The 23,108-nt window shown below is 56.4% G+C and carries 25 protein-coding genes, 1 tRNA gene and 1 pseudogene; 12 read left to right on the top strand and 15 right to left on the bottom strand.

Annotation, left to right across the window (positions count from 1 at the left end):
- Positions 1-20 precede the first annotated feature (20 nt).
- The 9 genes from proB to ABLN87_RS03285 form a co-directional block, all read right to left on the bottom strand.
- Entirely contained in the window at positions 21-1,127 is a 1,107-nt protein-coding gene (gene proB, locus ABLN87_RS03325; protein WP_353007574.1) for a glutamate 5-kinase, read from the bottom strand.
- Positions 1,115-2,149 carry a GTPase ObgE gene (gene obgE / locus ABLN87_RS03320; RefSeq protein ID WP_353007571.1) on the bottom strand — a complete coding sequence of 345 codons (1,035 nt, stop codon included), beginning with the start codon at positions 2,147-2,149 and terminating at the stop codon, positions 1,115-1,117. Before obgE ends, proB begins: the two co-directional genes overlap by 13 nt.
- A 37-nt stretch (positions 2,150-2,186) precedes the next feature.
- Entirely contained in the window at positions 2,187-2,723 is a 537-nt protein-coding gene (locus tag ABLN87_RS03315; protein WP_353007568.1) for a GNAT family N-acetyltransferase, read from the bottom strand.
- Positions 2,720-3,328, bottom strand: a complete 609-nt coding sequence (locus ABLN87_RS03310; RefSeq protein ID WP_353007565.1) for a LysE family translocator — start codon at positions 3,326-3,328, stop codon at positions 2,720-2,722. Before ABLN87_RS03310 ends, ABLN87_RS03315 begins: the two co-directional genes overlap by 4 nt.
- Positions 3,325-3,828: a GNAT family N-acetyltransferase gene (locus tag ABLN87_RS03305; protein ID WP_353007562.1), complete on the bottom strand. Its 504-nt coding sequence runs from the start codon at positions 3,826-3,828 to the stop codon at positions 3,325-3,327. Before ABLN87_RS03305 ends, ABLN87_RS03310 begins: the two co-directional genes overlap by 4 nt.
- An 83-nt stretch (positions 3,829-3,911) precedes the next feature.
- Positions 3,912-4,181, bottom strand: coding sequence for a 50S ribosomal protein L27 (rpmA, locus tag ABLN87_RS03300; protein WP_039535512.1), 270 nt, complete (start codon positions 4,179-4,181; stop codon positions 3,912-3,914).
- An 11-nt stretch (positions 4,182-4,192) separates the two neighbouring features.
- Complete coding sequence (locus ABLN87_RS03295; protein WP_353007558.1) at positions 4,193-4,852, bottom strand: 50S ribosomal protein L21; 660 nt, start codon at positions 4,850-4,852, stop codon at positions 4,193-4,195.
- A gap of 208 nt (positions 4,853-5,060) precedes the next feature.
- The gene (locus ABLN87_RS03290) at positions 5,061-5,861 is read right to left on the bottom strand and encodes a DUF2059 domain-containing protein (protein ID WP_353007556.1); all 801 of its coding nucleotides are present in this window, start codon (positions 5,859-5,861) and stop codon (positions 5,061-5,063) included.
- Positions 5,861-6,703 (bottom strand): DUF2059 domain-containing protein, encoded by an 843-nt coding sequence (locus ABLN87_RS03285; protein ID WP_353007554.1) that lies wholly within the window; start codon positions 6,701-6,703, stop codon positions 5,861-5,863. Before ABLN87_RS03285 ends, ABLN87_RS03290 begins: the two co-directional genes overlap by 1 nt.
- 123 nt (positions 6,704-6,826) lie before the next feature.
- On the opposite strand from ABLN87_RS03285, the gene ABLN87_RS03280 reads away from it, so the two are divergent.
- The 9 genes from ABLN87_RS03280 to ABLN87_RS03240 all read left to right on the top strand — a co-directional run bounded on the left by ABLN87_RS03280 (position 6,827) and on the right by ABLN87_RS03240 (position 15,826).
- A tRNA-Ser gene (locus tag ABLN87_RS03280) sits at positions 6,827-6,916 on the top strand.
- 217 nt (positions 6,917-7,133) lie between these two features.
- Positions 7,134-7,679, top strand: coding sequence for a hypothetical protein (locus tag ABLN87_RS03275; RefSeq protein ID WP_353007552.1), 546 nt, complete (start codon positions 7,134-7,136; stop codon positions 7,677-7,679).
- A 196-nt stretch (positions 7,680-7,875) separates the two neighbouring features.
- Entirely contained in the window at positions 7,876-8,904 is a 1,029-nt protein-coding gene (locus tag ABLN87_RS03270; protein ID WP_353007549.1) for an alcohol dehydrogenase catalytic domain-containing protein, read from the top strand.
- 69 nt (positions 8,905-8,973) lie between these two features.
- Entirely contained in the window at positions 8,974-9,849 is an 876-nt protein-coding gene (locus ABLN87_RS03265; protein ID WP_353007546.1) for a branched-chain amino acid ABC transporter permease, read from the top strand.
- 3 nt (positions 9,850-9,852) lie between these two features.
- Entirely contained in the window at positions 9,853-10,950 is a 1,098-nt protein-coding gene (locus ABLN87_RS03260) for a branched-chain amino acid ABC transporter permease (RefSeq protein WP_353007543.1), read from the top strand.
- Positions 10,947-11,711, top strand: coding sequence for an ABC transporter ATP-binding protein (locus tag ABLN87_RS03255; RefSeq protein WP_353007540.1), 765 nt, complete (start codon positions 10,947-10,949; stop codon positions 11,709-11,711). The genes ABLN87_RS03260 and ABLN87_RS03255 overlap by 4 nt, the downstream gene beginning before the upstream one ends.
- Positions 11,708-12,481 (top strand): ABC transporter ATP-binding protein, encoded by a 774-nt coding sequence (locus ABLN87_RS03250; RefSeq protein ID WP_353007537.1) that lies wholly within the window; start codon positions 11,708-11,710, stop codon positions 12,479-12,481. Before ABLN87_RS03255 ends, ABLN87_RS03250 begins: the two co-directional genes overlap by 4 nt.
- A gap of 5 nt (positions 12,482-12,486) precedes the next feature.
- Positions 12,487-14,373 (top strand): AMP-dependent synthetase/ligase, encoded by a 1,887-nt coding sequence (locus ABLN87_RS03245; protein ID WP_353007535.1) that lies wholly within the window; start codon positions 12,487-12,489, stop codon positions 14,371-14,373.
- A gap of 292 nt (positions 14,374-14,665) precedes the next feature.
- Positions 14,666-15,826 (top strand): ABC transporter substrate-binding protein, encoded by a 1,161-nt coding sequence (locus ABLN87_RS03240; protein WP_353007533.1) that lies wholly within the window; start codon positions 14,666-14,668, stop codon positions 15,824-15,826.
- 38 nt (positions 15,827-15,864) lie between these two features.
- Here ABLN87_RS03240 and ABLN87_RS03235 read toward each other — a convergent pair whose 3' ends face one another.
- The 5 genes from ABLN87_RS03235 to ABLN87_RS03215 form a co-directional block, all read right to left on the bottom strand.
- Entirely contained in the window at positions 15,865-16,584 is a 720-nt protein-coding gene (locus ABLN87_RS03235) for a class I SAM-dependent methyltransferase (RefSeq protein ID WP_353007530.1), read from the bottom strand.
- A gap of 210 nt (positions 16,585-16,794) precedes the next feature.
- Positions 16,795-17,280, bottom strand: a complete 486-nt coding sequence (gene rpsI, locus ABLN87_RS03230) for a 30S ribosomal protein S9 (protein ID WP_010440030.1) — start codon at positions 17,278-17,280, stop codon at positions 16,795-16,797.
- A gap of 6 nt (positions 17,281-17,286) precedes the next feature.
- Positions 17,287-17,745, bottom strand: a complete 459-nt coding sequence (gene rplM / locus ABLN87_RS03225) for a 50S ribosomal protein L13 (protein WP_039536983.1) — start codon at positions 17,743-17,745, stop codon at positions 17,287-17,289.
- A gap of 150 nt (positions 17,746-17,895) precedes the next feature.
- On the bottom strand, positions 17,896-18,417 hold the full coding sequence (locus tag ABLN87_RS03220) for a GNAT family N-acetyltransferase (protein ID WP_353007527.1): 522 nt from the start codon (positions 18,415-18,417) through the stop codon (positions 17,896-17,898).
- A gap of 13 nt (positions 18,418-18,430) precedes the next feature.
- Positions 18,431-19,834, bottom strand: coding sequence for a PLP-dependent aminotransferase family protein (locus tag ABLN87_RS03215; RefSeq protein WP_353007524.1), 1,404 nt, complete (start codon positions 19,832-19,834; stop codon positions 18,431-18,433).
- 99 nt (positions 19,835-19,933) lie between these two features.
- Here ABLN87_RS03215 and ABLN87_RS03210 point away from each other — a divergent pair, with 99 nt between their 5' ends.
- Positions 19,934-20,161 carry a DUF1127 domain-containing protein gene (locus ABLN87_RS03210; protein ID WP_353007521.1) on the top strand — a complete coding sequence of 76 codons (228 nt, stop codon included), beginning with the start codon at positions 19,934-19,936 and terminating at the stop codon, positions 20,159-20,161.
- A 60-nt stretch (positions 20,162-20,221) separates the two neighbouring features.
- Here ABLN87_RS03210 and ABLN87_RS03205 read toward each other — a convergent pair whose 3' ends face one another.
- Positions 20,222-20,665, bottom strand: a complete 444-nt coding sequence (locus ABLN87_RS03205) for a PaaI family thioesterase (RefSeq protein WP_353007519.1) — start codon at positions 20,663-20,665, stop codon at positions 20,222-20,224.
- 49 nt (positions 20,666-20,714) lie between these two features.
- Between ABLN87_RS03205 and ABLN87_RS03200 the strand changes: the two are divergent.
- Positions 20,715-21,509 (top strand): annotated as a pseudogene (locus ABLN87_RS03200) (enoyl-CoA hydratase); the annotation flags it as partial.
- 257 nt (positions 21,510-21,766) lie between these two features.
- The gene (gene trmFO, locus ABLN87_RS03195; protein WP_353007517.1) at positions 21,767-23,107 is read left to right on the top strand and encodes a methylenetetrahydrofolate--tRNA-(uracil(54)-C(5))-methyltransferase (FADH(2)-oxidizing) TrmFO; all 1,341 of its coding nucleotides are present in this window, start codon (positions 21,767-21,769) and stop codon (positions 23,105-23,107) included.
- Position 23,108: the final 1 nt, after the last annotated feature.

Below are 23,108 nucleotides of genomic sequence, written 5' to 3'. Positions count from 1 at the left end.
TTGTGCACCTTTCTGCGCCGCTAAAGCGCCAAATCGTCCCTGTGGATTAGCGCCGCGCGCCCAGGATAGCCAAGCGTCGCCTCGATTTCCGAGGATTTGCGCCCTTTGATCGCGTCCGCCTCTTGCGCCGTGTAGCGGCTGATCCCTTGAGCCAACCGTCGCGCCTGTGGGTCCAGGACCGCGACCGGATCGCCGCGCCCGAAATCGCCGGTGACTTCGGTAATTCCAGCAGGCAGCAAGCTGTTGCCGTTTGCAAGCGCTTTGGCCGCGCCCTCATCCACGGTGATCTCGCCCCTGGGCTTCATCGCCGAAATCCACCGCTTACGCGCCGCGTGCGGGTCGAGTTTGGCTGTAAACCATGTGCAGTTTGCGCCATTTTCAAGCGATTGCAGAGGGTTAAGTATCGACCCTTCGGTAATCGCCATGTCGCATCCAGCGGCTGTTGCCATCTTGGCCGCCAACAATTTGGTTTTCATCCCGCCTTTGGACAGGCCAGACCCGGCATCTCCGGCCATTGCTTCAATCTCAGGTGTGATGTGCTCAATTGTGTCATACCGCTTGGCCGAGGCATCTTCGTTCGGATTGCCCGAATAGAACCCATCCACATCAGACAGCAGGATCAGTTGATCCGCGCCAACCGTCACCGCGATCTGTGCGGCTAGACGGTCATTGTCGCCATAGCGGATTTCATCCGTGGCGACGGTATCGTTTTCATTGACAATCGGCACAACGCCGAGACCCAACAGGGTTTCCAACGTTGCGCGCGAGTTCAAATAGCGGCGCCGATCTTCGCTGTCTTCCAGCGTGACCAGAACCTGCGCCGTGGTGATCTCATGCGGTGTCAGCGCTTCTTCGTAAGCACGGGCCAGCCGGATTTGACCCACCGCTGCGGCAGCCTGAGATTGCTCCAACGGCAGTGTCGCGGCAGGCAGGCCCAAAACGCCACGGCCCAAGGCGATTGAGCCCGAGGATACCAGAATGACATCAGCCCCCTGCCCTTTAAGCCAGGCCACATCCTGTGCCAGCGATTTCAACCAGTCCGAACGCAGCACGCCTGACTGCCGGTCCACCAACAAGGCCGACCCGATCTTGACCACCAAACGACGGGCTGCGGTCAGGGCTGCCACGATTGGGCCTCCTCCGTGGGTTTCTGGCGGAGGCGGTTTTCATCGATTTCAGCCCGCAGCGCCCGCAACACCTCGGTCACACCCAGATGGGCGACACCGGACATGGTCATGACAGGGCCGCCAACCGCCTCTTCCAATTCGGCCTTGGCAAGGTCACGTTCTTCTTCATCCAGCGCATCCACCTTGTTCAACACGGTAATGCGTGGCTTATCAGCCAGTTCACCGCCATAGGCTTCGAGCTCATGAATGATAGTTCGGTAATCTTCTGCCACGGTTTCCGAGGTGCCATCAACCAGATGTAGCAGCACGGCACAGCGTTCCACATGGCCCAGAAACCGGTCGCCGATCCCACGCCCTTCATGCGCCCCTTCGATCAGGCCGGGGATGTCCGCCACGACGAATTCGACATTGTCGACGCCCACAACGCCCAGATTGGGATGCAGAGTCGTAAACGGATAATCCGCGATCTTAGGGCGCGCATTCGATGTCGCCGCCAGAAAGGTCGATTTGCCCGCGTTGGGCATCCCCAGCAGGCCAACATCCGCAATCAGTTTCAGCCGCAACCAGATGGTGCGGTCAATCCCCGCCTGCCCCGGATTGGCGCGGCGCGGGGCCTGATTGGTGGCTGATTTGAAGTGCAGGTTGCCGAACCCGCCATTGCCGCCTTTGGCGAGCAGGAACCTCTGCCCCACCTCGGTCAGATCACAAATGACGGTTTCTTCGTCTTCGTCCAGAATTTCTGTTCCAACGGGTACGCGCAGGATGATGTCGTCACCATCCTTGCCGGTGCGCTGCTGACCACGACCGGGCTGTCCGTTCTTAGCAAAGAAATGCTGCTGATAGCGAAAGTCGATCAGGGTGTTCAGCCCATCCACGACTTCAGCCCAAACAGTCCCACCTTTGCCGCCGTCCCCGCCATCAGGACCGCCATATTCGATGTATTTTTCGCGTCGAAAGCTGACGCAGCCGCTACCGCCGGCCCCGGACCGGATGTAGACCTTTGCAAGATCGAGAAATTTCATAACTGTCCCCTACTGCAAAGGCCCCATTGGCCACAAGTCAGAGTTTTTTGCTATATGTCCAGGTGGGCACATTTGCGTCGCGTGCCACCGAATAGGTCTCGGCATCGCCAAGATACTCGAACCCGCAATGCGTCAGCACTCGCGCCGAGGCTGGATTGTCCTGAAACACACTGGCGAACATGCTGGAATGCTGCAGGGGGTTGGCCAGAACCAAAGCCTCAACCGCCAATGAGGCGATGCCGGAGTTCCAATAGACCGGCGCGACCCAATAGCCGACCTCGGCCTGATTGCGATCCAGCCGTTGCAATGAGATCAAGCCGATCAGTTCCGGCCCACCATCCTTGGTGGCATCCAGCGCCCATACATCCTCATCCCGTTCATCCGCCATGGCACGGGTTACAAAAGCCTCAGTCGAGCCGGGCGGCAGAGGATGCGGAATCGTCGTGGTCATACGCGCCACGCGCTCATCGCCTGCGTAATGTTCAATGAGACCCATATCCGACCGGCGCAGTGGGCGCAGGTCGAACCGCTCGGTTTCGATGACCGGCTGGTTGATTATCGTCTCAAGTTTCATGTCTGTGCTCCTCCTCCGAACAACACGAAAAGTACGGACGCAACTGTGACACTCGCTAACGTCCACATCAGATATTTTTCCATAGGCCGTCCTTCAACCGCATGGGCGATTCTATCGCCTGCAAAAGTCCAAATCGGGTGAAGAATTACCTGACAAACCAACAAACAAAGCGCGATTGTTAAAGTCGCCTGAAAGGTCGATGTTCCAGCCGCAACAAAGCCGGTAAAGCCTGCAATGATCATCGCCCAGGCCTTGGGGTTCAGCGGATGCACGATCAGCCCTGACCAAAATCCCGGCACCGCAACATCGCCCTGACCACGCGACAGGCGCAGATTGGCGATTTTCCACGCGAGCCAGATGATATAGGCAGCCGAGGCGTATTTGAGCACCTCAAACAGCAAGGGCACCCGATCCGCCAATTGCATCAGGCCAAAACCAACGGGCCAGATGATCAACTGCTTGCCCAGGATGACCCCTGCGACAAACGGCAAGGCCGCCCGAAAGCCATAGCGCGCACCTGTCCCCAGCAGGACCATATTGGCTGGTCCCGGCGTGCCGACCTGACTGGCGGCAAACAGAAGGAAACTGGTGGTTGCGACTGTCATTTCGCGGCCTCCCAGTTACTTTCGCTAAGCTCCATCCATTGAAGCGTTACGGTTTCCTTCGTTGACCGGGCAACGGCTTCGGACTGCGAGGTCGCAATAAAACCCAACTTGGACAGTACGGAGCGAGAGCGTTCGTTTCCAAGATGGTAAGACGCTTTCAGCTTTTCACTGCGGTTTGCGAAATGGCGATGCACAACCGCACGAGCACTTTCGGTCGCAATGCCTTGGCCCCAATAGGGTTGACCCAACCAGTACCCAAGCTCTTCGCCCGCAGAAACAGTGCCGATCAGTTGGTTTTCTTTTTCAATCGCAAACGCATCATAGACCTGTGTGGCAAGGTTGGTGACAAAGTTCTCTGCATCTTCAATAGAAAAAGGAAAGGGTATGCTGTTTACCCAGCGAACCACATCCAAATCGTTCAAGAGTACAACAAGGCGCGACGCATCCTCGCCCCGAAACCGGCGCAGGATCAGACGTTCTGTTTTGATCACCTCGGTCATAAGACCACTCCTGAAAACGAAAAAGGGACCGGCACTTTGTGCCGGTCCCCCATGAATTTTTCTTAAACCTTCTGGGTTTCGGCTTACTCTGCGGCCTCCGCCACTGGCAGGACCGAAATAAAGGTGCGGTTTTTAAGTCCCTTGTGGAACTTCACGGCGCCATCGGTGGTTGCAAAGATGGTGTGATCTTTGCCCATGCCAACGCCTTCGCCCGGCCAGAATTTGGTGCCGCGCTGACGTACGATGATGTTGCCTGCGATGGCGGCCTGGCCACCATAGAGTTTCACGCCAAGGCGACGACCCGCTGAGTCGCGACCGTTACGGGAGGAACCGCCAGCTTTTTTATGTGCCATTCTCTCTCTCCTTAGCCTTTAGCCAGTTCTTTGGCCTGTTCGATCCAGCCTTCACGCTCGATCCGACCTTTGAACGACAGTTTCTCGTCCATAGCAGCAACGTCTTCTTCCGTCCATGCCGCAATCTGGGCAAAGGTGGTGATGCCAGCTGCAAGAAGCTTCTTCTCGAGCGCCGGACCAACACCGGACAGTTTCTTCAGATCGTCTGCACCAGCGTCAGCAGCGGGTGCTTCAGCCTTGGGTGCCGCGTCTTTTTTCGCAGCAGCTTTCTTGGCCGGTGCTTTCTTCGGCGCAGCTGCTTCGACAGCCGCCGCAGAAACCGAACCGGTTGCCGCTTTGATGCCCGACTTTTCAGCGCCCGACGACAGGATGTCGGTGATCTTGACCAGGGTCAGCTTCTGACGGTGGCCAACGGTACGCTTCGAGCTGTGCTTACGACGACGTTTGACGAACTTGATGACCTTGTCACCTTTGATCTGGTCGATCACTTCGGCCTGTACACCTGCGCCTTCAACGAAAGGTGAGCCAACAACCGGGGCGTCGCCGCCCAGCATCAAAACATCGTTGAATTGAACTTTTTCACCTGTGTCGGCAGCCAGTTTTTCAACGCGGAGCACATCGCCCGCCTGAACCTTGTACTGCTTGCCGCCAGTCTTGAGGACCGCAAACATGCGTCTTTCCTTTTCCAAACCGCGTTCTGTGGTCCCCACGTGGGTGTTGCCGGCTTTCGCCACCTCGAACAGCGCGCCCTTTTCGGGCTGTGTTGAATGACCTTTGAACCAAGTACAAGGGTCAAATAATAACGATACCCGGCGCGGTATTCCGGCCGGGATGCGCGCTTATCCATGGATTAGGGGGCAAAGTCAATACCAAAGCGTGCTAAAGATCGGACCCATTCAAGACTTGCGCCACAGCCTCGCCCAACTGGAACGAGATCGTATTAAACATCTGGTCAAACCCGTCAAACAAAGCGGTATTCAGCGCCTGCCCGGTCTTGGTTCTGGAAAAGGCGATGTATTCGCGCATTTCAGCCTCATCCAGCGGTGCATAGGCCATTAGCAGAAAGGAATAGAGCCATTCGGTCGTGTCCTCTGTTTTGGCGTCCTGTTCGGCCAAAAGCTGCGCCAACAACTCGGCGTCGTCGCCGGGCTGGCCCAGTGTCATCCCTTTGAAGAAGTTATATTGGGCGCTCAGCGTACCCTGCACATTCTGCTCGACCAAATCATTGACCCCAATGAACTCTGTCACGAGTTCGAACAACACCGAGTCAGCTAATGCGTCCTTGTATGTGGCGCGCGCCATCTCCTCGATTTCGGGGGTTAGAAAGGCGCGACGGGCCGAGTTTTCAAGCGAAACGACCGTCTGACCCAGGTCACTTTTATAAAAGACGATGGCCTGATCCATCTGTCCGTCTGACATTTGGGCGGCAAACGCGTCACGCATCTGGTTGCGCATCCAGGTCGGATCATAAATGTCCTGCACCTGGGCCTGAAAAAAATCTCCACCCGCATTATCCAGCAGCGTTTCATCCACTTCGCGCCGATATATGTCACCCTCTTCCGCAAGAATTTGCGCCACTTGGTCAAGCCGCATGGCCTCGGCCAGTTGTTCGGCTTTCTCACTGGCGAACGCAGGCCACGCCCCGACAAGCAGCACTGAGAACAGGCACAGTAGGCGCATCAGATATCCTGAGCGGGGTGCAATTCAGCCATGCGGGCGGCCAGCACTTCGAAACGCATAGCCATGATTTCATACTGAATGGCATTCAGCAGTTCGTAGACTTCCTGCATAAGCGGATGTTCCAAAGCGTCCACATAGTCGTCAACTTCGGTATCCGAGAACGCCTGATAGGTATAGGCCGCCCCCGCCAAACCAGAAAGCTGCAGCGATTGTCGCATCCCGGCTTCGTTGCTTTTTAACATCTGCCTCAGCTCTTCAGCGCTCAACTGCAATTCGATCACGCCGGACGCGCTTGCAGCCAGCAAAAACCGCACCTGAATTTCTTGCAACGCTCGCAAGGAAGTGCCCGAGGAATCAATGGCCGCATTCATGCGTTTGTAGCTTTCAACCCGCGGCGATCCAGCCTGCACCAGCGCGGCAAAAATCTCCTGACCTTGTTGTTGTTTGACGTCGTCATCCTCTTCCATGTGCGAGGCGTTTTCAGCCTCGACCAGACGCTGACCCAGATCTGATGCGTAGAAATCGACTGCGTGGTTCAGGGCATCGTCGCTTAGCGTCTCTTCCAGGATCGAAACGGCAGTTTCATGCATGCCCTCGGTGTCGAACACCTCTTCTGTCAAGCGCGTCCAATCAGACCCGAACCCTTCTGGATCAATCCCCAGCATTTGCGGTGCTGAACCGGATGCCAAAGCGATACTTTCTAATGCAACGTCAAATCCGGTTGTGGTCAGAAACGCCTCAATCCGATCCCGATTGGCGGCAATAACAAGCGACGGCAACAGGATCAGCGCGACAAACGGGGCGAAAAAGGCGATGGCGAAGCGGCGTGGTTGATGTGTCATATGGATGAGCCTAGGTGTTTTACCCCTTTAGGCAATGGAAAAACGCGGCTTTGCCGAAATCCGGAATTTTCTGCTTGCACCCCTGCCCGTTCCTAACTAAATCCCCCCCTCACAGACCCCCGCGGAGAGGTGCCGGAGTGGTCGAACGGGGCGGTCTCGAAAACCGTTGTGGGTGCAAGCCCACCCAGGGTTCGAATCCCTGTCTCTCCGCCAGCTTGTTTTGCCCAGCAAAATCCATCGTTCTTCTCAATACAAAACCATGGTTTAACCCAATCCTATCTCACGTTGGGCGTGTTCTTGCCACGCGGGTGGCGTGGGATCAGCGTAGCTTGGCCCATATCTCGCAGTTGCAGAAAAACACAAAGAATTCCCCTTTGAGAACAGATAGTTTTGCCCCATCTCGGCGACACATATTTCAAAGGAGAGACTCATGTCGCGTACACTTATTCTGGCCATTGTCATCGCTGCAATCGGCGCTGGCGGCTATTTCTATTTTAACCAGGCAGAGCAAACTCCAGGTGAGCAATTGCAGGACGCGGCGCAAGATACTGCCGATGCTGTGGATGATGCCGCTGATGCTGTTGGGGAAGCTGCGAATGACGCGGTCACAGACGCGCAGGAGGCTGTAAATGACGCCGTAGACACCGCTCAGGATGCCGCCTCGGACGCGTTGGGCGCGGCTGCAGATCAGGCCAACGAAGCCGCGTCTTCGGTTTCGGATGCCGCGGATCAGGCCGGCGAGCAAGTGGCCGCCTTGGCCAATCAGGGGCAGGAGTTGTTCAATTCCTGGCTGCAGGACGGGCTGCTGACCGCCGGAGAATTCGACTATGACGCGATGGTCGCTTCTGTTCAGGACAGCGATCTGACACAAGAGATAAAAACGCAGGCTATCCAGATCTTTGACGAAATCAAAGCGTCGCCAGAAACCCTGCTGCAGAAGATCCAGGACCTGCGCAACCTGCTGACTCAACAATAAAAGATATTGGGCCAGCCCTAAGGGCTGGCCCTGCTTCTATGTAAGAAATTGCCAATTCCGCTACGTCAGCGTGACACGTGATTGACGCCGCACCGCCCATTTGTTTGGCTTGTCTTCAAACCAACCGCGTTGCTTTCCCTCGTCGTCATTTGATTTCGGAACTCATTGGAAAGCGCGCAGAACTGAGGGCGCATCTGTGACTGAAATTCCCGATACGATGTTCGCAACTATTCTCAAACATGGTGGGTATTCCGGCACCATGACCGGACCGGTGATCGAGAATGCTGGTGACTGGCTTGCCGAAGCGGAACTGCCCGTTCCCCAACCTGGCCCTGGGCAGGTTCTGATCCGCTTGCGCACCGCATCGGTGAACCCGTCTGATCTGCATTTTATAAAGGGCGAATATGGCCAACCTCGGGTCAAAGGCGCCGCTGCTGGGTTTGAAGGCTGCGGAGACGTCGTGGTCACCGGCAAGGGAGCCGAGGCCCTGCAAGGGCAGCGCGTGGCATTTGTCGCAGCAGGCTCTGGCGCATGGGCCGAGTATGTCGTGACCCAGATGCAGATGTGCATCCCGCTGCGCCCCGATATCTCGGACGATGACGGCGCGGCGCAAATCGTCAATCCGCTGACCGCGATGGCAATGGTCGACATGGCGAAAGAGGCTGGAGACGCCTTTGTCCTTTCGGCCGCGACCAGCCAGCTGGGCAAACTGATGTGCAGCTTGGGGCGCGATCTGGGTCTGAAGCCCATTGCTCTGGTCCGACGGGCCGAGGCGGTTGATATGCTCAAAGGCCTTGGCGCGGCTGAGGTGTTGGTTACCACCGATACAGATGTTGCGCAGAAATTCTCCGAACTTAGCGCCAAACTCAAACCCCGCATGTTCCTGGATGCGGTGATGGATCAACTCTCGGAACAGATCTTTTGCGCGATGCCAAACAGAGCGCGCTGGGTCTGTTATGGCAAGCTGGGCAGCGAAGCCCCTACCCTGACACAAACCGGCCAGTTGATCTTTATGGGCAAGCAGATCGAAGGGTTCTGGTTGACCCAATGGATGATGTCCACGCCACCCGCCGATCGAATGCGCGTTGTGGCTGAAGTGCAAGCGCGCTTTGCCGACGGGCGGTGGAAAACCGATGTATCGGAACAGCTTACACTCCGAAATCTGATCCCAAATCTGGCCGATGCGCTGAAAAAGAGTGACGGGAAGGTGATTATCACGCCATAGTAGAACAAACGCCGCGCGTTCGCTGTGCGGATCAGACATGAACCGGATCACCGGCATGGGGAGGAAAGCTTGGATAACGCGCAGCTGCTGATCAGCGGGCTGGCGAACGGGTGTGTGTATGGCCTGATCGCGCTTGGCTTTGTTCTGATCTACAAAGCGACCGAAGCTGTGAATTTCGCCCAGGGCGACTTCATGATGCTGGGGGCCTTTGTCACCATTGGCCTGACGAATACCGAATATATGGGAGTACCCTTCTGGATGGCGCTGCCGATCTCACTCGGGATCATGGGTACGCTGGGGTATCTGCTGGATCGGCTGATCATCCGCCGCATGTTTGGGGAAAGCCAGACCGCCGTTGTGATCCTGACCATCGCTTTGGGTTTTGTGATCCGCTTTGTCGCTGGTCTGATCTGGGGGCACGAACCTCATACCTTGCAAAACCCGCTGGCGGGGAAAGAGGTCCGCTTTGGCGGGCTTGTTCTGGGGATGGAGGACGTTGCTGTCATCGTCGTCACCATTCTGCTGACCTGGGGTCTTTATGTGTTCTTCAGCAGAACCAAGCTGGGGCTGGCGATGCAAGGCGCCTCGCAGAACCAGTTGGCGGCCTACTATATGGGCGTTCCGGTCAAGCGCGTGCAAGGTTTCATCTGGGCGCTTGCCGGGGTTGTTGCCGGGATTGCGGGCATTCTCTTCGCTGCCAAAGGATCGGTGGACCCGACCACCGGCCTGCTGGGGATCAAGGCCTTCGCGGCTGCCGTGATCGGCGGGTTCGGCAGCCTGCCCGGTGCACTCGCGGGCGGGTTGATCGTCGGCGTGATCGAACCCTTTGCCAGCCGCTATATCGCCGCCGGCTACAGCCAGATCGCCCCCTATGCGCTGCTGCTGGCCGTGCTGATCTTCCGCCCCAACGGGCTGTTCAGTCAGGTTCGGGTCAAGAAAGTCTGAGCCATGCGTATCGTTTTCAAAACCGATTACATGCAGGATATCCGCCCTTGGAAAGACAGCTATCAGCTGAGCCTCTATCTGATCTTGCTTGTTGTCGTCGCAGCGGCCCCGTGGTGGCTGGACGACTTCTATCTTGGTGAGTTGACCAATGTTCTGATCTGGGCCATCGCTGGTTTGGGCCTGATGATCCTGACCGGGCATACCGGGCAAGTCAGCCTGGGCCACGCCGCATTTCTGGCCTTTGGTTGCTATGCCAATGTGATCCTGATCGAAGCCGGGGTACCCTTTCTGATCGCCTTCCCGCTGGCGGGCATATTGACCGGAATTGCCGGAGTCACCGTCGCCATCCCTGCCCTGCGCCTTCATGGCATCTATCTGGCTATCTTCACCATGGCGCTGTCGATCCTGATGGATGACGTGATTGTTCTAAGCGAGCCCCTTACCGGCGGCGTGGCAGGCAAGTTCATCGGCGGTGTCGATATCTTCGGGCTGAGCGTGGATCGTTGGGGCACCCCTGCCCCGTTCTTCTGGCTGGTGCTTTGTGTCGCTGTTCTGGTCACGCTGGGCTATATCAACCTGCTGCGCGCGCCATTGGGGCGCAGCTTCATCGCAGTGCGGGATTCCGAAGTTTCCGCTCAGGCGATGGGGGTCGATATTGCTCGAACCAAGATGATCTCTTTCGCGCTATCTTGCGCGGTGACCGGCTGGGCGGGTGCGCTGATGGGCATGTTCTCCGGGGCGTTCAATAACGAGACCTTCTCTGTCCTGATTTCGATTCAGCTGCTGATGATGATCGTGATCGGCGGGTTGGGCTCGATCCACGGTGCGTTTCTGGGGGCCATCGTGATTGGCTTCCTGCCGCAATTCCTGTCGATCTCGAAGGAATATGTCGGAGCAATGTTCGGCGGCAACACAGTTGCTATTCCGGGGCTAGAATTCGGCATCTTCGGCATGATCCTGATCGCCTTCATCCTGTTCGAACCCCTGGGCATGTATGGCCGCTGGCTGAAAATCCGAACCTGGTTCGAGCTGTTTCCCTTCTACCGCAAGGATATGTTCAAACGGCAGAAATCCTATCTCAAGACGGAGCGTCTTAGATGAGTCTGCTGGAGTTTGAAAACGTCACCCTGAAATTCGGCGGCGTCACCGCGGTTGATAATCTGTCCTTCGAGGTTGAAGAAGGCGAAGTTTTTGCCATCGTCGGCCCGAACGGCGCGGGCAAGTCGACGGTATTTAATCTGATCTCACGCTTCTACGACCCTATTGCCGGGTCGGTCCGGTTTGACGGTCATGATCTGTTGCGGGTGAAACCCTCAGGCGTTGCTGCATTCGGTGTGGCGCGGACCTTTCAGAATATCGAACTGTTCGAACATGCCACGGTACTTCAGAACCTGCTGGTCGGTCGACACCGCCACCGCAGAACCAACCTTTTGTCCGAGGTTCTGTTCTTACCCTCCGCCCGCCGACAAGAGCTGGAAAACCGCGAGAAGGTCGAGGAGATCATAGATTTCCTCGACCTGCAGGCTTACCGCGACAAGATGATTTCGGGCCTGCCTTATGGGGTTCGCAAAGTGGTCGAGGTCGCGCGTGCGCTGGCCACCGATCCCAAGCTGCTGCTGCTGGACGAGCCAGCCTCAGGCCTGTCGGTCGAGGAAACCACGGATATGCGCTGGTGGATCTATGACATCCGGCGACAGATGGGGATCACCGTGCTTATGGTCGAACATGACATGGGTCTGGTCTCGGGCGTGTCTGATCGAGTTCTGGCGATGGCGGACGGGGCAAAACTGGCCCTTGGAACACCTACCGAGGTGCAATCCCACCCCGCCGTGGTTGAGGCCTATCTGGGTAAAGCCTCATGAGCGATCCGATCCTGAAGATACGCAATATCGAAAGTTTCTATGGCCCGATCATGGCCATTCGCGGTGTCTCGCTGGATGTACATCCGGGTCAGATCGTCTCGATCCTTGGGGCCAATGGCGCGGGTAAGACCACGCTGATGAAAACAGTGTCCGGCGTCATGGACCCGGAAAAGGGCAAGATCACCTTCGACGGGCAGGATATTCAGGGATCTGAGCCGCATAAGGTCGTGCAACAGGGTATCGTGCATGTCCCCGAAGGTCGCGAGGTGTTTCCTCTGTTGACTGTCAATGAAAACCTCAGCCTCGGGGCCTACACGGCCAAAGACAAATCCCAGATCGAACAAGACCGAGACATGGTGTTCAGCTACTTCCCGGTCCTGAAAGACCGGCGCGGGCAAGAGGCCGGGACGCTGTCAGGCGGGCAGCAGCAAATGCTGGCGATCGGCCGGGGGCTGATGGCCAGCCCCAAGATCATGCTGCTGGACGAACCTTCCCTCGGCTTGTCGCCGCTGTTGGTTCAGGAAATCTTTGGCATTCTGAAACGTCTGAACGAAGAACAGAACATGACAATGATGCTGGTCGAACAGAACGCCCACGCCGCGTTGGAACTGGCCCATCATGGTTATGTGATGGAGGTTGGGCGGATCGTGATGGACGGTGCAGCCAACAAGCTTTTGCAATCCGAGGACATCCAGAACTTTTATCTGGGCGTGCAGGAAGAAGGCGCGCGTGAAAACCGCCGCTGGAAACGCAAAAAGACATGGAGGTGACGCGGATGGACAGCACCCCCCTACCCCCGCAGATCGACATCAACGGCGTCCGGTTCAACGCGACCGCAGGTCAACGACCCGTTCGGGTCGACGGGGCTGTCACGATCTCGGAACTGTTCCGGAACCGCTGCGCCGATTTGGGGAAACGGACGGCGCATCGGGAAAAAGATCTGGGGATCTGGAGGTCCTACTCGTGGGCCGACTATTGGCAGCACGCCAAGTGGATCGGGCTTGGCCTGCGCAAGCTGGGACTTGAGCGCGGTCAGGTCGTCTCGATCCTGTCCGAGGACCGCAAGGAGTGGGCGTGGTTCGACATGGGCATTCAATGTGTCGGCGGGATTTCATCCGGCATCTATACGACCGATGCGGCCAGTCAGGTGCAATATCTGATCAACGACAGCACCAGCCGCTTTCTGATTGTTGAAAACGAAGAGCAACTAGACAAGTTTCTTGAGGTCGAAGACGCGGTTCCCGATTTGAAGAAGGTCATCATCCTTGAAGGTGAAGGTCTGCATGACCTCGACCACCCGCGCTGTATGATGATCGACCAGCTTTACGCCCTTGGTCAGCGGGCAGAAGCAGAGGACCCAGGCCGGTTCGAAGCCGAAATCGCCCAAGCCAGACCATCCGACACCGCCTTGCTGGTCTACACCTCTGGCACAACGGGCCAGCCCAAAGGTGCGATGCTGAGCCATGAGAACATTCTGGCCGCCATGGAAAGTGGCGCGCGGGCCCTGCCTGCCAAGGCCAGTGACGAACAGCTCTGCTTCCTGCCGCTATGTCATATTCTGGAGCGCGATGTTTCGGTCTATTTCCCGTTGGCCTCCAAATGCACGGTGAACTTCGCGGAAAGCCCGGAAACGGTGTTTGCGAACCTGCAAGAGGTCTCACCCACCACCTTCACCGCTGTGCCGCGCGTGTGGGAGAAGATTTATGCTCAGGTCCAGATCATGTCACAGGACGCAACACCCTTTGGGCGGGTTGCATTTGGTCTGGCAGTTAAGGCCGGTCTGGCGCGGGCTGAGTATCTGAGCAAAGGACAGCCTGTCCCAGCGGGTATCGCCGCCCAATTCTGGGTTTGGGATCATCTGGTCCTGCGCAATCTGCGGCGAATGCTGGGCATGGACAAGATGCGCCGAGGCGGGTCTGGTGCGGCCCCAATCTCGCCCGAGCTGTTGAAATGGTACTGGGCGATTGGTGTACCGCTGGTCGAAGGGTTCGGTATGACCGAAACCGCGGGTCTGGCATCGCTGAACACCACTGATGAGAACCGTATCGGAACCATCGGGCGTGCGGCTGAGGGTTGCGATATCAGGGTATCAGACGAAGGTGAGTTGCAGATCAAAGGTCTGAACATCTTTCAGGGCTATTGGCGTAACAACGCCAAGACGGCTGAAAGCTTCACCGATGATGGCTGGCTGCGCACCGGCGATGTTGGAACGATTGACGCGGATGGCTATGTCTCGATCACCGGTCGAATGAAGGACATTATCATCACGGCTGGCGGCAAGAACATCACCCCTGCTGAGATCGAAAGCCGGCTGAAGTTCAGCCACTACGTCTCGGACGCTGTGATTGTTGGTGATCAGCGCAAGTTTCTGACAGCGCTTATCATGATCGATCAGGAGAATGTCGAGAAATTCGCGCAGGACCGAAAGATCCCTTTCTCGAATTTTGCCTCGCTTTGCGCCGCACCTGAGATCAAAGAGCTGATCGGAGCCGAGGTCGCTTCGGTAAACGCGGATTTCGCCCGCGTCGAACAGGTCAAGGATTTCAGGCTGATCGACGTCTTGCTGACAGCAGAAGATGACGAACTGACTGCCACGATGAAGTTGAAACGAGGGCTAGTAGAAAAGAAGCACGCGCATCTCATTGAAGAAATGTACTCTTAGGCAACGGAATTAATTGGAGACAGCACAGTGGTAGGGAAATTAAGCTCACTCATTAAGCGGTTCCTTGTGTTTAACTCGGGCCCACTAAGAGTTCTGGTTTGCATGAGCCCAGTTGTTGTTTGGAAGTTTATGTATCCAGACATCTACTATTCATCAGGTTGGTCTGGATATGCAGACTTTTGTATTCTTGTTCTGATGCCAGTGATAATGATCTCGTTGATTTGGTATTTCGTGAAGCATGAGCGGCAGTCCGTCAATTCTAATTCTATAAATAGCAAATAGGAGAAAAACTATGAGCGAGCTAATAAACCGGCTAACGGTCGCGGCGGCTTTGACCGCGTCGGCCACGATGGGCTGGGCACAAACGCAGGGTGTGACCGATGATGAGATCGTGATCGGTGCGGTCAATGACCTCAGCGGTATTTTCGCCGCCGTGGGCGTTCCGGCGACCAAAGGCGCTAATGTGGTCTTTGATCGGGTCAATGCGGCAGGCGGCGTGCATGGTCGCACGATCCGCTATGTGGTCGAAGACAACGGCTATCAGATGCCGCGCGCGATGCAGGGCTATAACAAGCTGCTGAACCGCGACAAGGTATTCGCCATGCTGCAATCGCTGGGTACGCCGATGAACCTGGCCGGGTTCAAACTGCTGGACCCAAAAGGCATTCCCAACGTTGCCCCCCTGACCGCTGCACGGCAAATGCTGCAAGAGCCGGTCAGGAACAAGTTCACGTCATTCTCAACCTATTACGACCAGGCGCGCGTTGGCGTGAAATACCTGGCGGGCGAGTTCGGATCGCAGGCCGTTTGCACTATGTATCTGCCAACCGATTTCGGTGAAGAAATACTGGAAGGTAGCAAATCGGGCGCGGAAGAAGCAGGTATCTCATTTGCTTCGGAAACCACGCACAAACCGGATGAAACGGATTTTGTCGGTTCGTTGAGCAAACTTAAGGAAGATGGCTGTGACATCGTCACCATAGCTCTTGGGGTGCGTCAGGCTATCACCGTTGTTGGGACTGCCAAGAAGATGGGACTGACGGATATGAAATTCCTGGGTACATCGGCCAGCTTCCTGACCGTTGTGGCACAGGTTCCGGGTGGTGTGACTGACGGATTTTACGCCGCTGCATCCTGGCAAGACCTATGGGCGCGCGCGGATGAGCCCGTCCCTGCCGCGTTTGTTGATGAATACAAGGCCGCAACGGGCGAAGATCCAGTTGGCTTTGCAATGCTGGGCTATTCCGCCGCTGAGATGATGGTCAAAGCGCTAGAGGCTGCCGGCCCAGACTTGACCCACGATAGCTTTATCGCCGCGATGGAATCGCTGGACTACACGGATGAGTTGGTCGGCAACCACATCTCTTACAGCGCGGATGATCATCAGGGCGCCGATACAGTCTTTGTGAATGTCGTGGAAAACGGAGCCTGGAACCTCGTCTACGAGGAGTAGGCCATCCAATGAAAGGGGCTGCGGCCCCTTTCGCACTTTCAGGCCTTAAGAAATTTCTTTAGTTTTTTCCGCAATTTCTGCGCTCTGGGCCGGGCATAGATCTGAGCAGGCGTCAGAGTTGCATACCCTCCGTGATCAATGACGCGAAATCCCGTCTGGGCATTGACGATCAGAAACTGGTTGAACGGAAGCGTATAGATCGGCAGCCCCTGCGCCTCGCAGAAATAAATGGCATAGGGAAAAACCTCGCTTGGGCTGTATTCTTGGCTATGCTGCCAGATCGTCTTGGTGAAATCATCGCCGCCAATGAACCCATCCTTGTGGATCTTCGGTAGCATCGCATGAAGATCAATGGTGATCCCACGCAAGGTGTGATCGCCGTCGATATACGCCAAGTCCAGTGAGCGGTCTGGTATCTGCGACTGGGCGTTGCGTGTTGTGTCGCGAATTTCAGTCACCTTGTCCAGAAACGGGCTGACCCGTCTGAGCGCTTCGTTTCGGATTTCTTCGAACTCGATATCCGTTTTGTTGGCAGGCTTGTTCCAGTCCGGCAGATTCCGCCATGGATCGATCAGGGTATAGTGTTCAATTTGGGCGACCTGTGTCAGCAGGGTTTCGGCAAACTGGCCTTTCCAGACCCCAACCTCACAAACAGATCTACACTTCAGCCGCGAGCTGAGATTGACCCACAATTGATGCCGGTCCTGACTAACCCCGATCGCCTGTTCAATAATTTCGTCAAGCTCTGCCGTGTCCATGGGTGCCTCGATCTACGCGACAACCCTAGGCCACCGCTTTGAAAGGAAACTACGGTCTTCTAACAGTCTGTACTCTTCGAGATCAGGTTTACACGAATTGGCAGCGCAGGTTTCAGAATTTCAGACAGGCAGCGCATTGTTGCCTATCAGAACAAAAAAGGGCGCCCGCGATTGCAGACGCCCGATTTGAAATCTGGAAGCAGTTGGTGATTAACGCTTCGAGAACTGGAACGAACGACGCGCCTTGCGCTTACCGTATTTCTTACGTTCCACAACGCGGCTGTCGCGGGTCAGGAAGCCAGCGGCTTTCAGCGCGCCACGCAGGTTCGGATCATAAAGCTGCAGCGCTTTCGAGATGCCGTGCTTGACCGCACCGGCCTGACCGGTCAGGCCACCGCCTTTGACGGTTGCGACAACGTCGAATTCACCTTCTACACCGGCAACCTGGAACGGCTGGCGCAGGATCAGCTGCAGAACGGGACGCGCGAAATACTTGTCTTGGTCTTTGCCGTTCACGGTGACCTTGCCGGAACCCGGCTTGATCCAAACACGGGCAACAGCGTCTTTACGCTTGCCGGTGGCGTAGGAACGACCCAGCTCGTCACGTACGGGTTCACGCACGATGACTTCTTCGGCCACGGTTTCAACGCCTGCGACGGCGCTCAGCTCTTCGAGAGTATTGATCTGATCAGCCATCGGTCATTAGCTCCGGGTGTTTTTCTTGTTCATGGACTTCACGTCCAGAACTTCGGGCGCTTGCGCCTCATGGGGGTGCTCGGCACCGGCATAAACGCGCAGGTTGGTCATCTGCTGGCGCGCCAGACGGTTGCCCGGCAGCATGCGCTTGACCGCTTGGGTCACGACGCGCTCGGGGTGTGCACCCTCAAGGATCTGCTGCTTAGTGCGCGACTTGATGCCGCCCGGGTGGCCAGTGTGCCAGTAGAAGTTTTCTTCGCGCTTCTTGCCGGTCATCTGGATCTTGTCAGCGTTGATCACGATGACATTGTCGCCCATGTCCATGTTCGGGGTGAACGACGCTTTGTGCTTGCCACGCAGGCGCATGGCGACGATCGAGGCAAGACGGCCCAGAACAACGCCTTCGGCGTCGATCAGGATCCATTTCTTGTCGATGTCTGCAGGTGTTGCAGAAAAGGTTTTCATGGCAGGATAGTCCTGTTTGATGTGAAAGACCGCCCCAGCGGAGCGGCCCGAATTCGATGGACGGGTTTTATGGGGTGAAAGCATGCAGGTCAAGCGCGCAAAGATAGATTTACTTGTTAGATAACAATGCTTTAAAAAATAGGTATTATTTTACCCCATATTGTTCCATACATCTTTTAGCAAAACCAACCGCATCCACATCGTAGGGCCATTCCCCAGATCCAGTGATTGACTATCAACATGACGGGCCCCTAGTTTTGCTGTCGCCTTTTGCGAACGAATGTTGGAAGGGTCGATATGAAACCAGACTTGGTCCCAATCCTGAAAGGCAAAATCTAGCATCAGCGCCTTTACCGCCCGATTGCTGGCGCCGCCCCAATGATCCACAGTCAGAAAACTATACCCAATCGCGATCCCACCAGGAACCTCGGGGGGCTCGTAATACTTGGAACATCCCACGACCCGACCACCTATGTCCCGGATCGTCACAGCACCTTCTTTCTCAAGCAGGAACTCAAAATACGGGCCAAAGACATCTCTTTTATGCCTCGTCCTTGCTGGGTGACCGGCCCAGATAACAGGGTCGCTAGCGGCAGCATAGAGCGGCTCGAAATCGGCTTCCGTCATTGGGTCAATTACAAACCCGTAGCCGCGCAATTGGGGGATATGCATTAACCTATTCATCTTAGACCGAGATCTGTTCCGGTGGATTGTCCAGCAAAGACCGCAGGCGCATCATGGCGTCTTCAAATCGTTGCAGCGAGACATGCCCGTTCATGGCAATGCGCACTGCATTTGGTGCGCGACCATCCCGCAATGCGAACTCATCCGCAGACCGCAACTGTATCCCCTCTCGCTCAGCCGCACGGCTAAATGCGGCGGCGCGCCAACCTGACGGCAGGTTCAGCCAGACAAACGGAACATCGGGGGCCCAGTTCAGATCAAACCCACCCAAGGCGTTTACTGTGATGTGAACATATTCGGTCATCCTACCACGTACGTCTTGTGAAATCTGGCGCGTTCGGGGGTCAGACAGAAGCAGACGGGTTAACTCGGCCAAGGGTTGAGCCAAGCCAAAATACCCATATTCGGCAGACCGTCGCAAACCCACGCTGCGTTCACGCGGAGCGATGGCAAAGCCAACCCGCAAGGCCGGGGTCAGAATCTTCGAGATCGAAGACACGTGCCACCCACGTTCAGGCGCAAGGGCGCGGAAGCTGGGTTCTTTGGCGTCCCCCATTCGATAGCAATCATCCTCAACGATCTGGACATCAAATTTCCGCGCGATCTCGACGATTTCTTTGCGCCTTTCCAAGGGCGTGTGTGTTGCGGTTGGATTTTGCACTTCGGGTGAAACGCATACCGCCTGCGCCGGGGTTTGGCGCAGAACATGTTCCATTGCGCCGGGATCGATACCCCATTTGTCCATTCGGATGCCGACCACCTCGGCGCGCATCAACTCTCCGGCACGACGGAAACCGGCGTAAGACAGGTCCTCGACCAAAACGACCGGCTTGGGCCCTTGCAGGATGGTTTGAAACACCAGGCACAGCCCATTCTGCCCCCCATGGGTCAGGACAATGTCATCATCGTTCAGCGGGCCTAGCGGAAGATCCGAAAGCCAATCAACCACAGCCTGTCGCATGGGCTGATACGCATCGCGTGTGGGGTAGTTCATGAATAATGCGGGATCGGATTGAGAGACTTTCTGCAAGCACTCGCGGATCAACGACACCTGCCCCATATCCACCAGCCTGGGGCTGAACAGGCTGACATGGTGGGTGTTCTGCGCCTCGGCCAGATGAAGTTGCCGGGACCAGACATCATCCAGAATCGGAGATTTTGGCGGGGCCACAAATGTACCACGTCCGACCTCGGCTTGTAGCAACCCCTCATCGGTGAGAATCGTATAGGCGCGCGCGACGGTGCCGGGTGTAATCTGCAATCGATACGCTAGTTCCCGCACCGGTGGCAGTTTGGTGCCGATATCTAAAGTTTTGTTATCAATAGCTTTTCGTATTGTGTCGGCAACCAAAGTATACTTTGGCCCCTTGGACTTTGGCAGCGTGCTTGGCCAAATTGTATCCATTACAATTCTTCCTTTGCGTTTGACACAATCTTGAATGTATCAAGTACACATATCGAACATCAATGCTTTGTGTCAATACAATTGGAAAGGAATACTGAGATGACACGCACAATGCACAACCCCGCCCTCTTGCTGCTGAACGACAGCCCACGGTTGCCGCTGATCGCCGCGCTGGCCGTGCGGTTTGCGGCGGCGGTCACTCAATGGGAACGCCGTCGTCGCAGTCGCATTAACCTGAGCTATCTGGATGACAGGCTTCTTGAGGATGTTGGTCTGACCCCAATGCAGGCCAGACGTGAAGTAAGCCGCCATTTCTGGCAGCTCTGATTGATCCCCAGTCCCATTTTTGGGACCTCTTCCTGGGCCGGGGTTTATCCCCGGCCTTTTTTATCCGTACTTGGCCGCAGCCGACCCTGCCGGTGGAAGCGAATAGGTCATACTGGCCCGAGCAACGGGCTGATCTGACCCTTCCGAGTAGATCAGCACATCCCCGACAGCCAGGCTGCGCCCGAGTTTCAGCAACCGACATGTAGCAACCAGATCTTTACCGCCCTCGGGTTTTCGCAAAAAGTCCAGCGAACTGTTGGTGGTTACGGCAAGCGACTGGCGACCTTTGCGCGCCAGAACCATGGCGTAAACACAAACATCTGCCAGCCCGAACATCGAAGGGCCAGAAACGGTGCCACCGGGGCGCAAATGACGGTCTGCCACAACAAGGCGCATGGTGATGCTGTCCTCATCCAGCGCCTCGACCACGAAGTCCTTGTGGACCTGTGGGAATACCTCGGCCAGGTATTGTGACAGTTCGTCCTTGTTCAGCGCCAATCCCATGCTTCCCCTCCTGTATCTTGCGCCTTAGAGTTGGCCCAACAGCCAGCAGGAGGGCAAGATGGCAATTTTGGAACGTAACGACACTGGCGCGGTCGCGCAGCTTCGATTGAATGCGCCGGATCGGTTGAACGCCCTGAGTGATGAGATGCTGGCGGCCCTGCAAGCTGAGTTTGACAAGCTACGCGAGGACAGATCGATCCGCGCCATCACTCTGTCGGGTGCGGGCAAAGCCTTCTGCGCCGGGCATGACTTGAAACAGATGACAGCAGGCCGGCAATCCGAGGATGGCGGCAAAGCTTACTTTCAGGATCTGTTCAATCGCTGTGCCAAGATGATGATGTCAATCCAGTCCCTGCCGCAGCCCGTTGTCGCGCAAGTGCATGGCATTGCGACAGCGGCGGGATGTCAGTTGGTGGCGACTTGCGATCTGGCCGTTGCGGCTGAAGGCACACGTTTTGGCGTGAATGGCGTGAATATTGGGCTGTTCTGTTCGACACCTATGGTCGCACTCAGCCGCAATATCCCAAGAAAACTGGCCTTTGAGATGCTGACAACCGGTGATTTCATCACTGCCGAACGCGCTGCGGAACTGGGGCTTGTCAATCGGGTGGTGCCTGAAATGTTGCTGGAACATGAAACAATTTCGCTTGCAGAGCAGCTGGCCAGCAAGTTGGGAAGTGCGGTGAAAATCGGGAAAGAAGCGTTTTATCAACAGCTTCAGATGCCGCTGGATCAGGCTTATTCCTATACCGGAGAGGTAATGGCGCAGAATATGCTGCATCGGGATACCGAAGAAGGCATTTCCGCCTTTATTGAGAAACGCCCCCCGAATTGGACCCAATAACGCAATTGTCAGGTATATTTTTTGCCACTGTTTTCATTTTTGCACTTTTCAAAAGGGCAGCACTGTGGCAAAGCTGAGACGAGGCTGAGGCCTCGGACATACTTTTGGGTCGCCGTGGGCGGAAGGTCCCTCCAAGCTGGTTTCTCTCACCAGCGTTGACATTCCCGCAGCGGCGACCCCAAGACCTCCCGTAAATTCAGCGCTACAGTCCTACGGGTGAGTTGCGTCCACTTGCCCCCTGCCCTATGTGGCAGCGCATGACTCAAGTTTTACATATCGTGGGCGGCGGCATGGCCGGGTCCGAGGCCGCATGGCAAGCCGCGGAGATGGGCGTGGATGTAGTCATCCATGAAATGCGCCCCACTATCGGCACCTTTGCACACCAGACAGGCAACCTTGCCGAAATGGTGTGCTCAAACTCTTTTCGCTCAGACGATGATGAACAAAACGCTGTTGGTCTGCTGCATTGGGAGATGCGCGCCGCGAACGGGCTGATCATGACCACAGCTGATGCGCACCGCCTGCCCGCTGGGGGTGCGCTGGCGGTTGATCGCGATCCGTTCGCCGAGGATGTCACCGCCAAGTTGCGCGCCCATCCCCGTGTGAGCGTCACCGATGAAGAGGTCACGACCCTGCCCGATGATGGGCATTGGATCTTTGCCACGGGTCCTTTGACCTCGCCCGCTCTGGGTAAAGCGATCCAGGCTGAAACCGGGGCCGAGGCGCTGGCTTTCTTCGATGCAATCGCGCCGATTGTCTATGCCGACAGTATCGACATGAGCAAAGCTTGGATGCAGTCCCGCTATGACAAAGGCGAGACCGAGGAAGAGCGGACGGCTTATCTGAACTGCCCCATGGAACGCGATCAGTACGAAGCCTTTATCGATGCCCTGCTGGCCGCCGACAAAACCGAGTTCCACGAAGGTGAGACGGCAGGATATTTTGATGGTTGTCTACCTATCGAAGTGATGTCGGAGCGCGGACGCGAAACCCTGCGTCATGGTCCGATGAAACCCGTTGGCCTGACCAACCCGCATCAACCGGATGTGAAACCGCACGCCGTTGTGCAATTGCGCCGCGACAATGCCCTGGGCACGCTGTTTAACATCGTAGGCTTCCAGACCAAGATGAAATACGGCGCACAGACCGAGGTGTTCCGCATGATCCCTGGCCTGGAAAACGCCAGCTTCGCGCGTCTGGGTGGTATCCATCGGAATACGTTTATCAACTCGCCTACCCTTTTGGACGGGCAGATGCGTTTGAAATCGAAACCGAACATCCGCTTTGCCGGTCAGATCACCGGGGTCGAAGGCTATGTCGAAAGCGCTGCGATGGGTTTGCTGGCCGGACGCCTGGCCGCAGCAGAAATTCTGGGGCACTCGCTGCCCGAGGTGCCGCAAGACAGTGCGATGGGCGCTTTGATCCACCACATCACGGGCGGGGCTGAGGCAAAGACCTTTCAACCGATGAATGTGAATTTTGGCCTATTTCGCCCGGTCGATGGCCTGAAAGGCGGTCGCCGGGGGCGCAAGGATCGTTACAAAGCCTACACAGATCGTGCCAAAACCGAATGGAACAACTGGTTAGCCGCTTGCTGAC

The sequence above is a fragment of the Ruegeria sp. SCP10 genome (genome assembly GCF_040329495.1).
In the GTDB taxonomy this organism is placed as follows: Bacteria; Pseudomonadota; Alphaproteobacteria; order Rhodobacterales; family Rhodobacteraceae; genus Ruegeria.
This window is presented reverse-complemented; position numbering and strand designations above follow the sequence as displayed.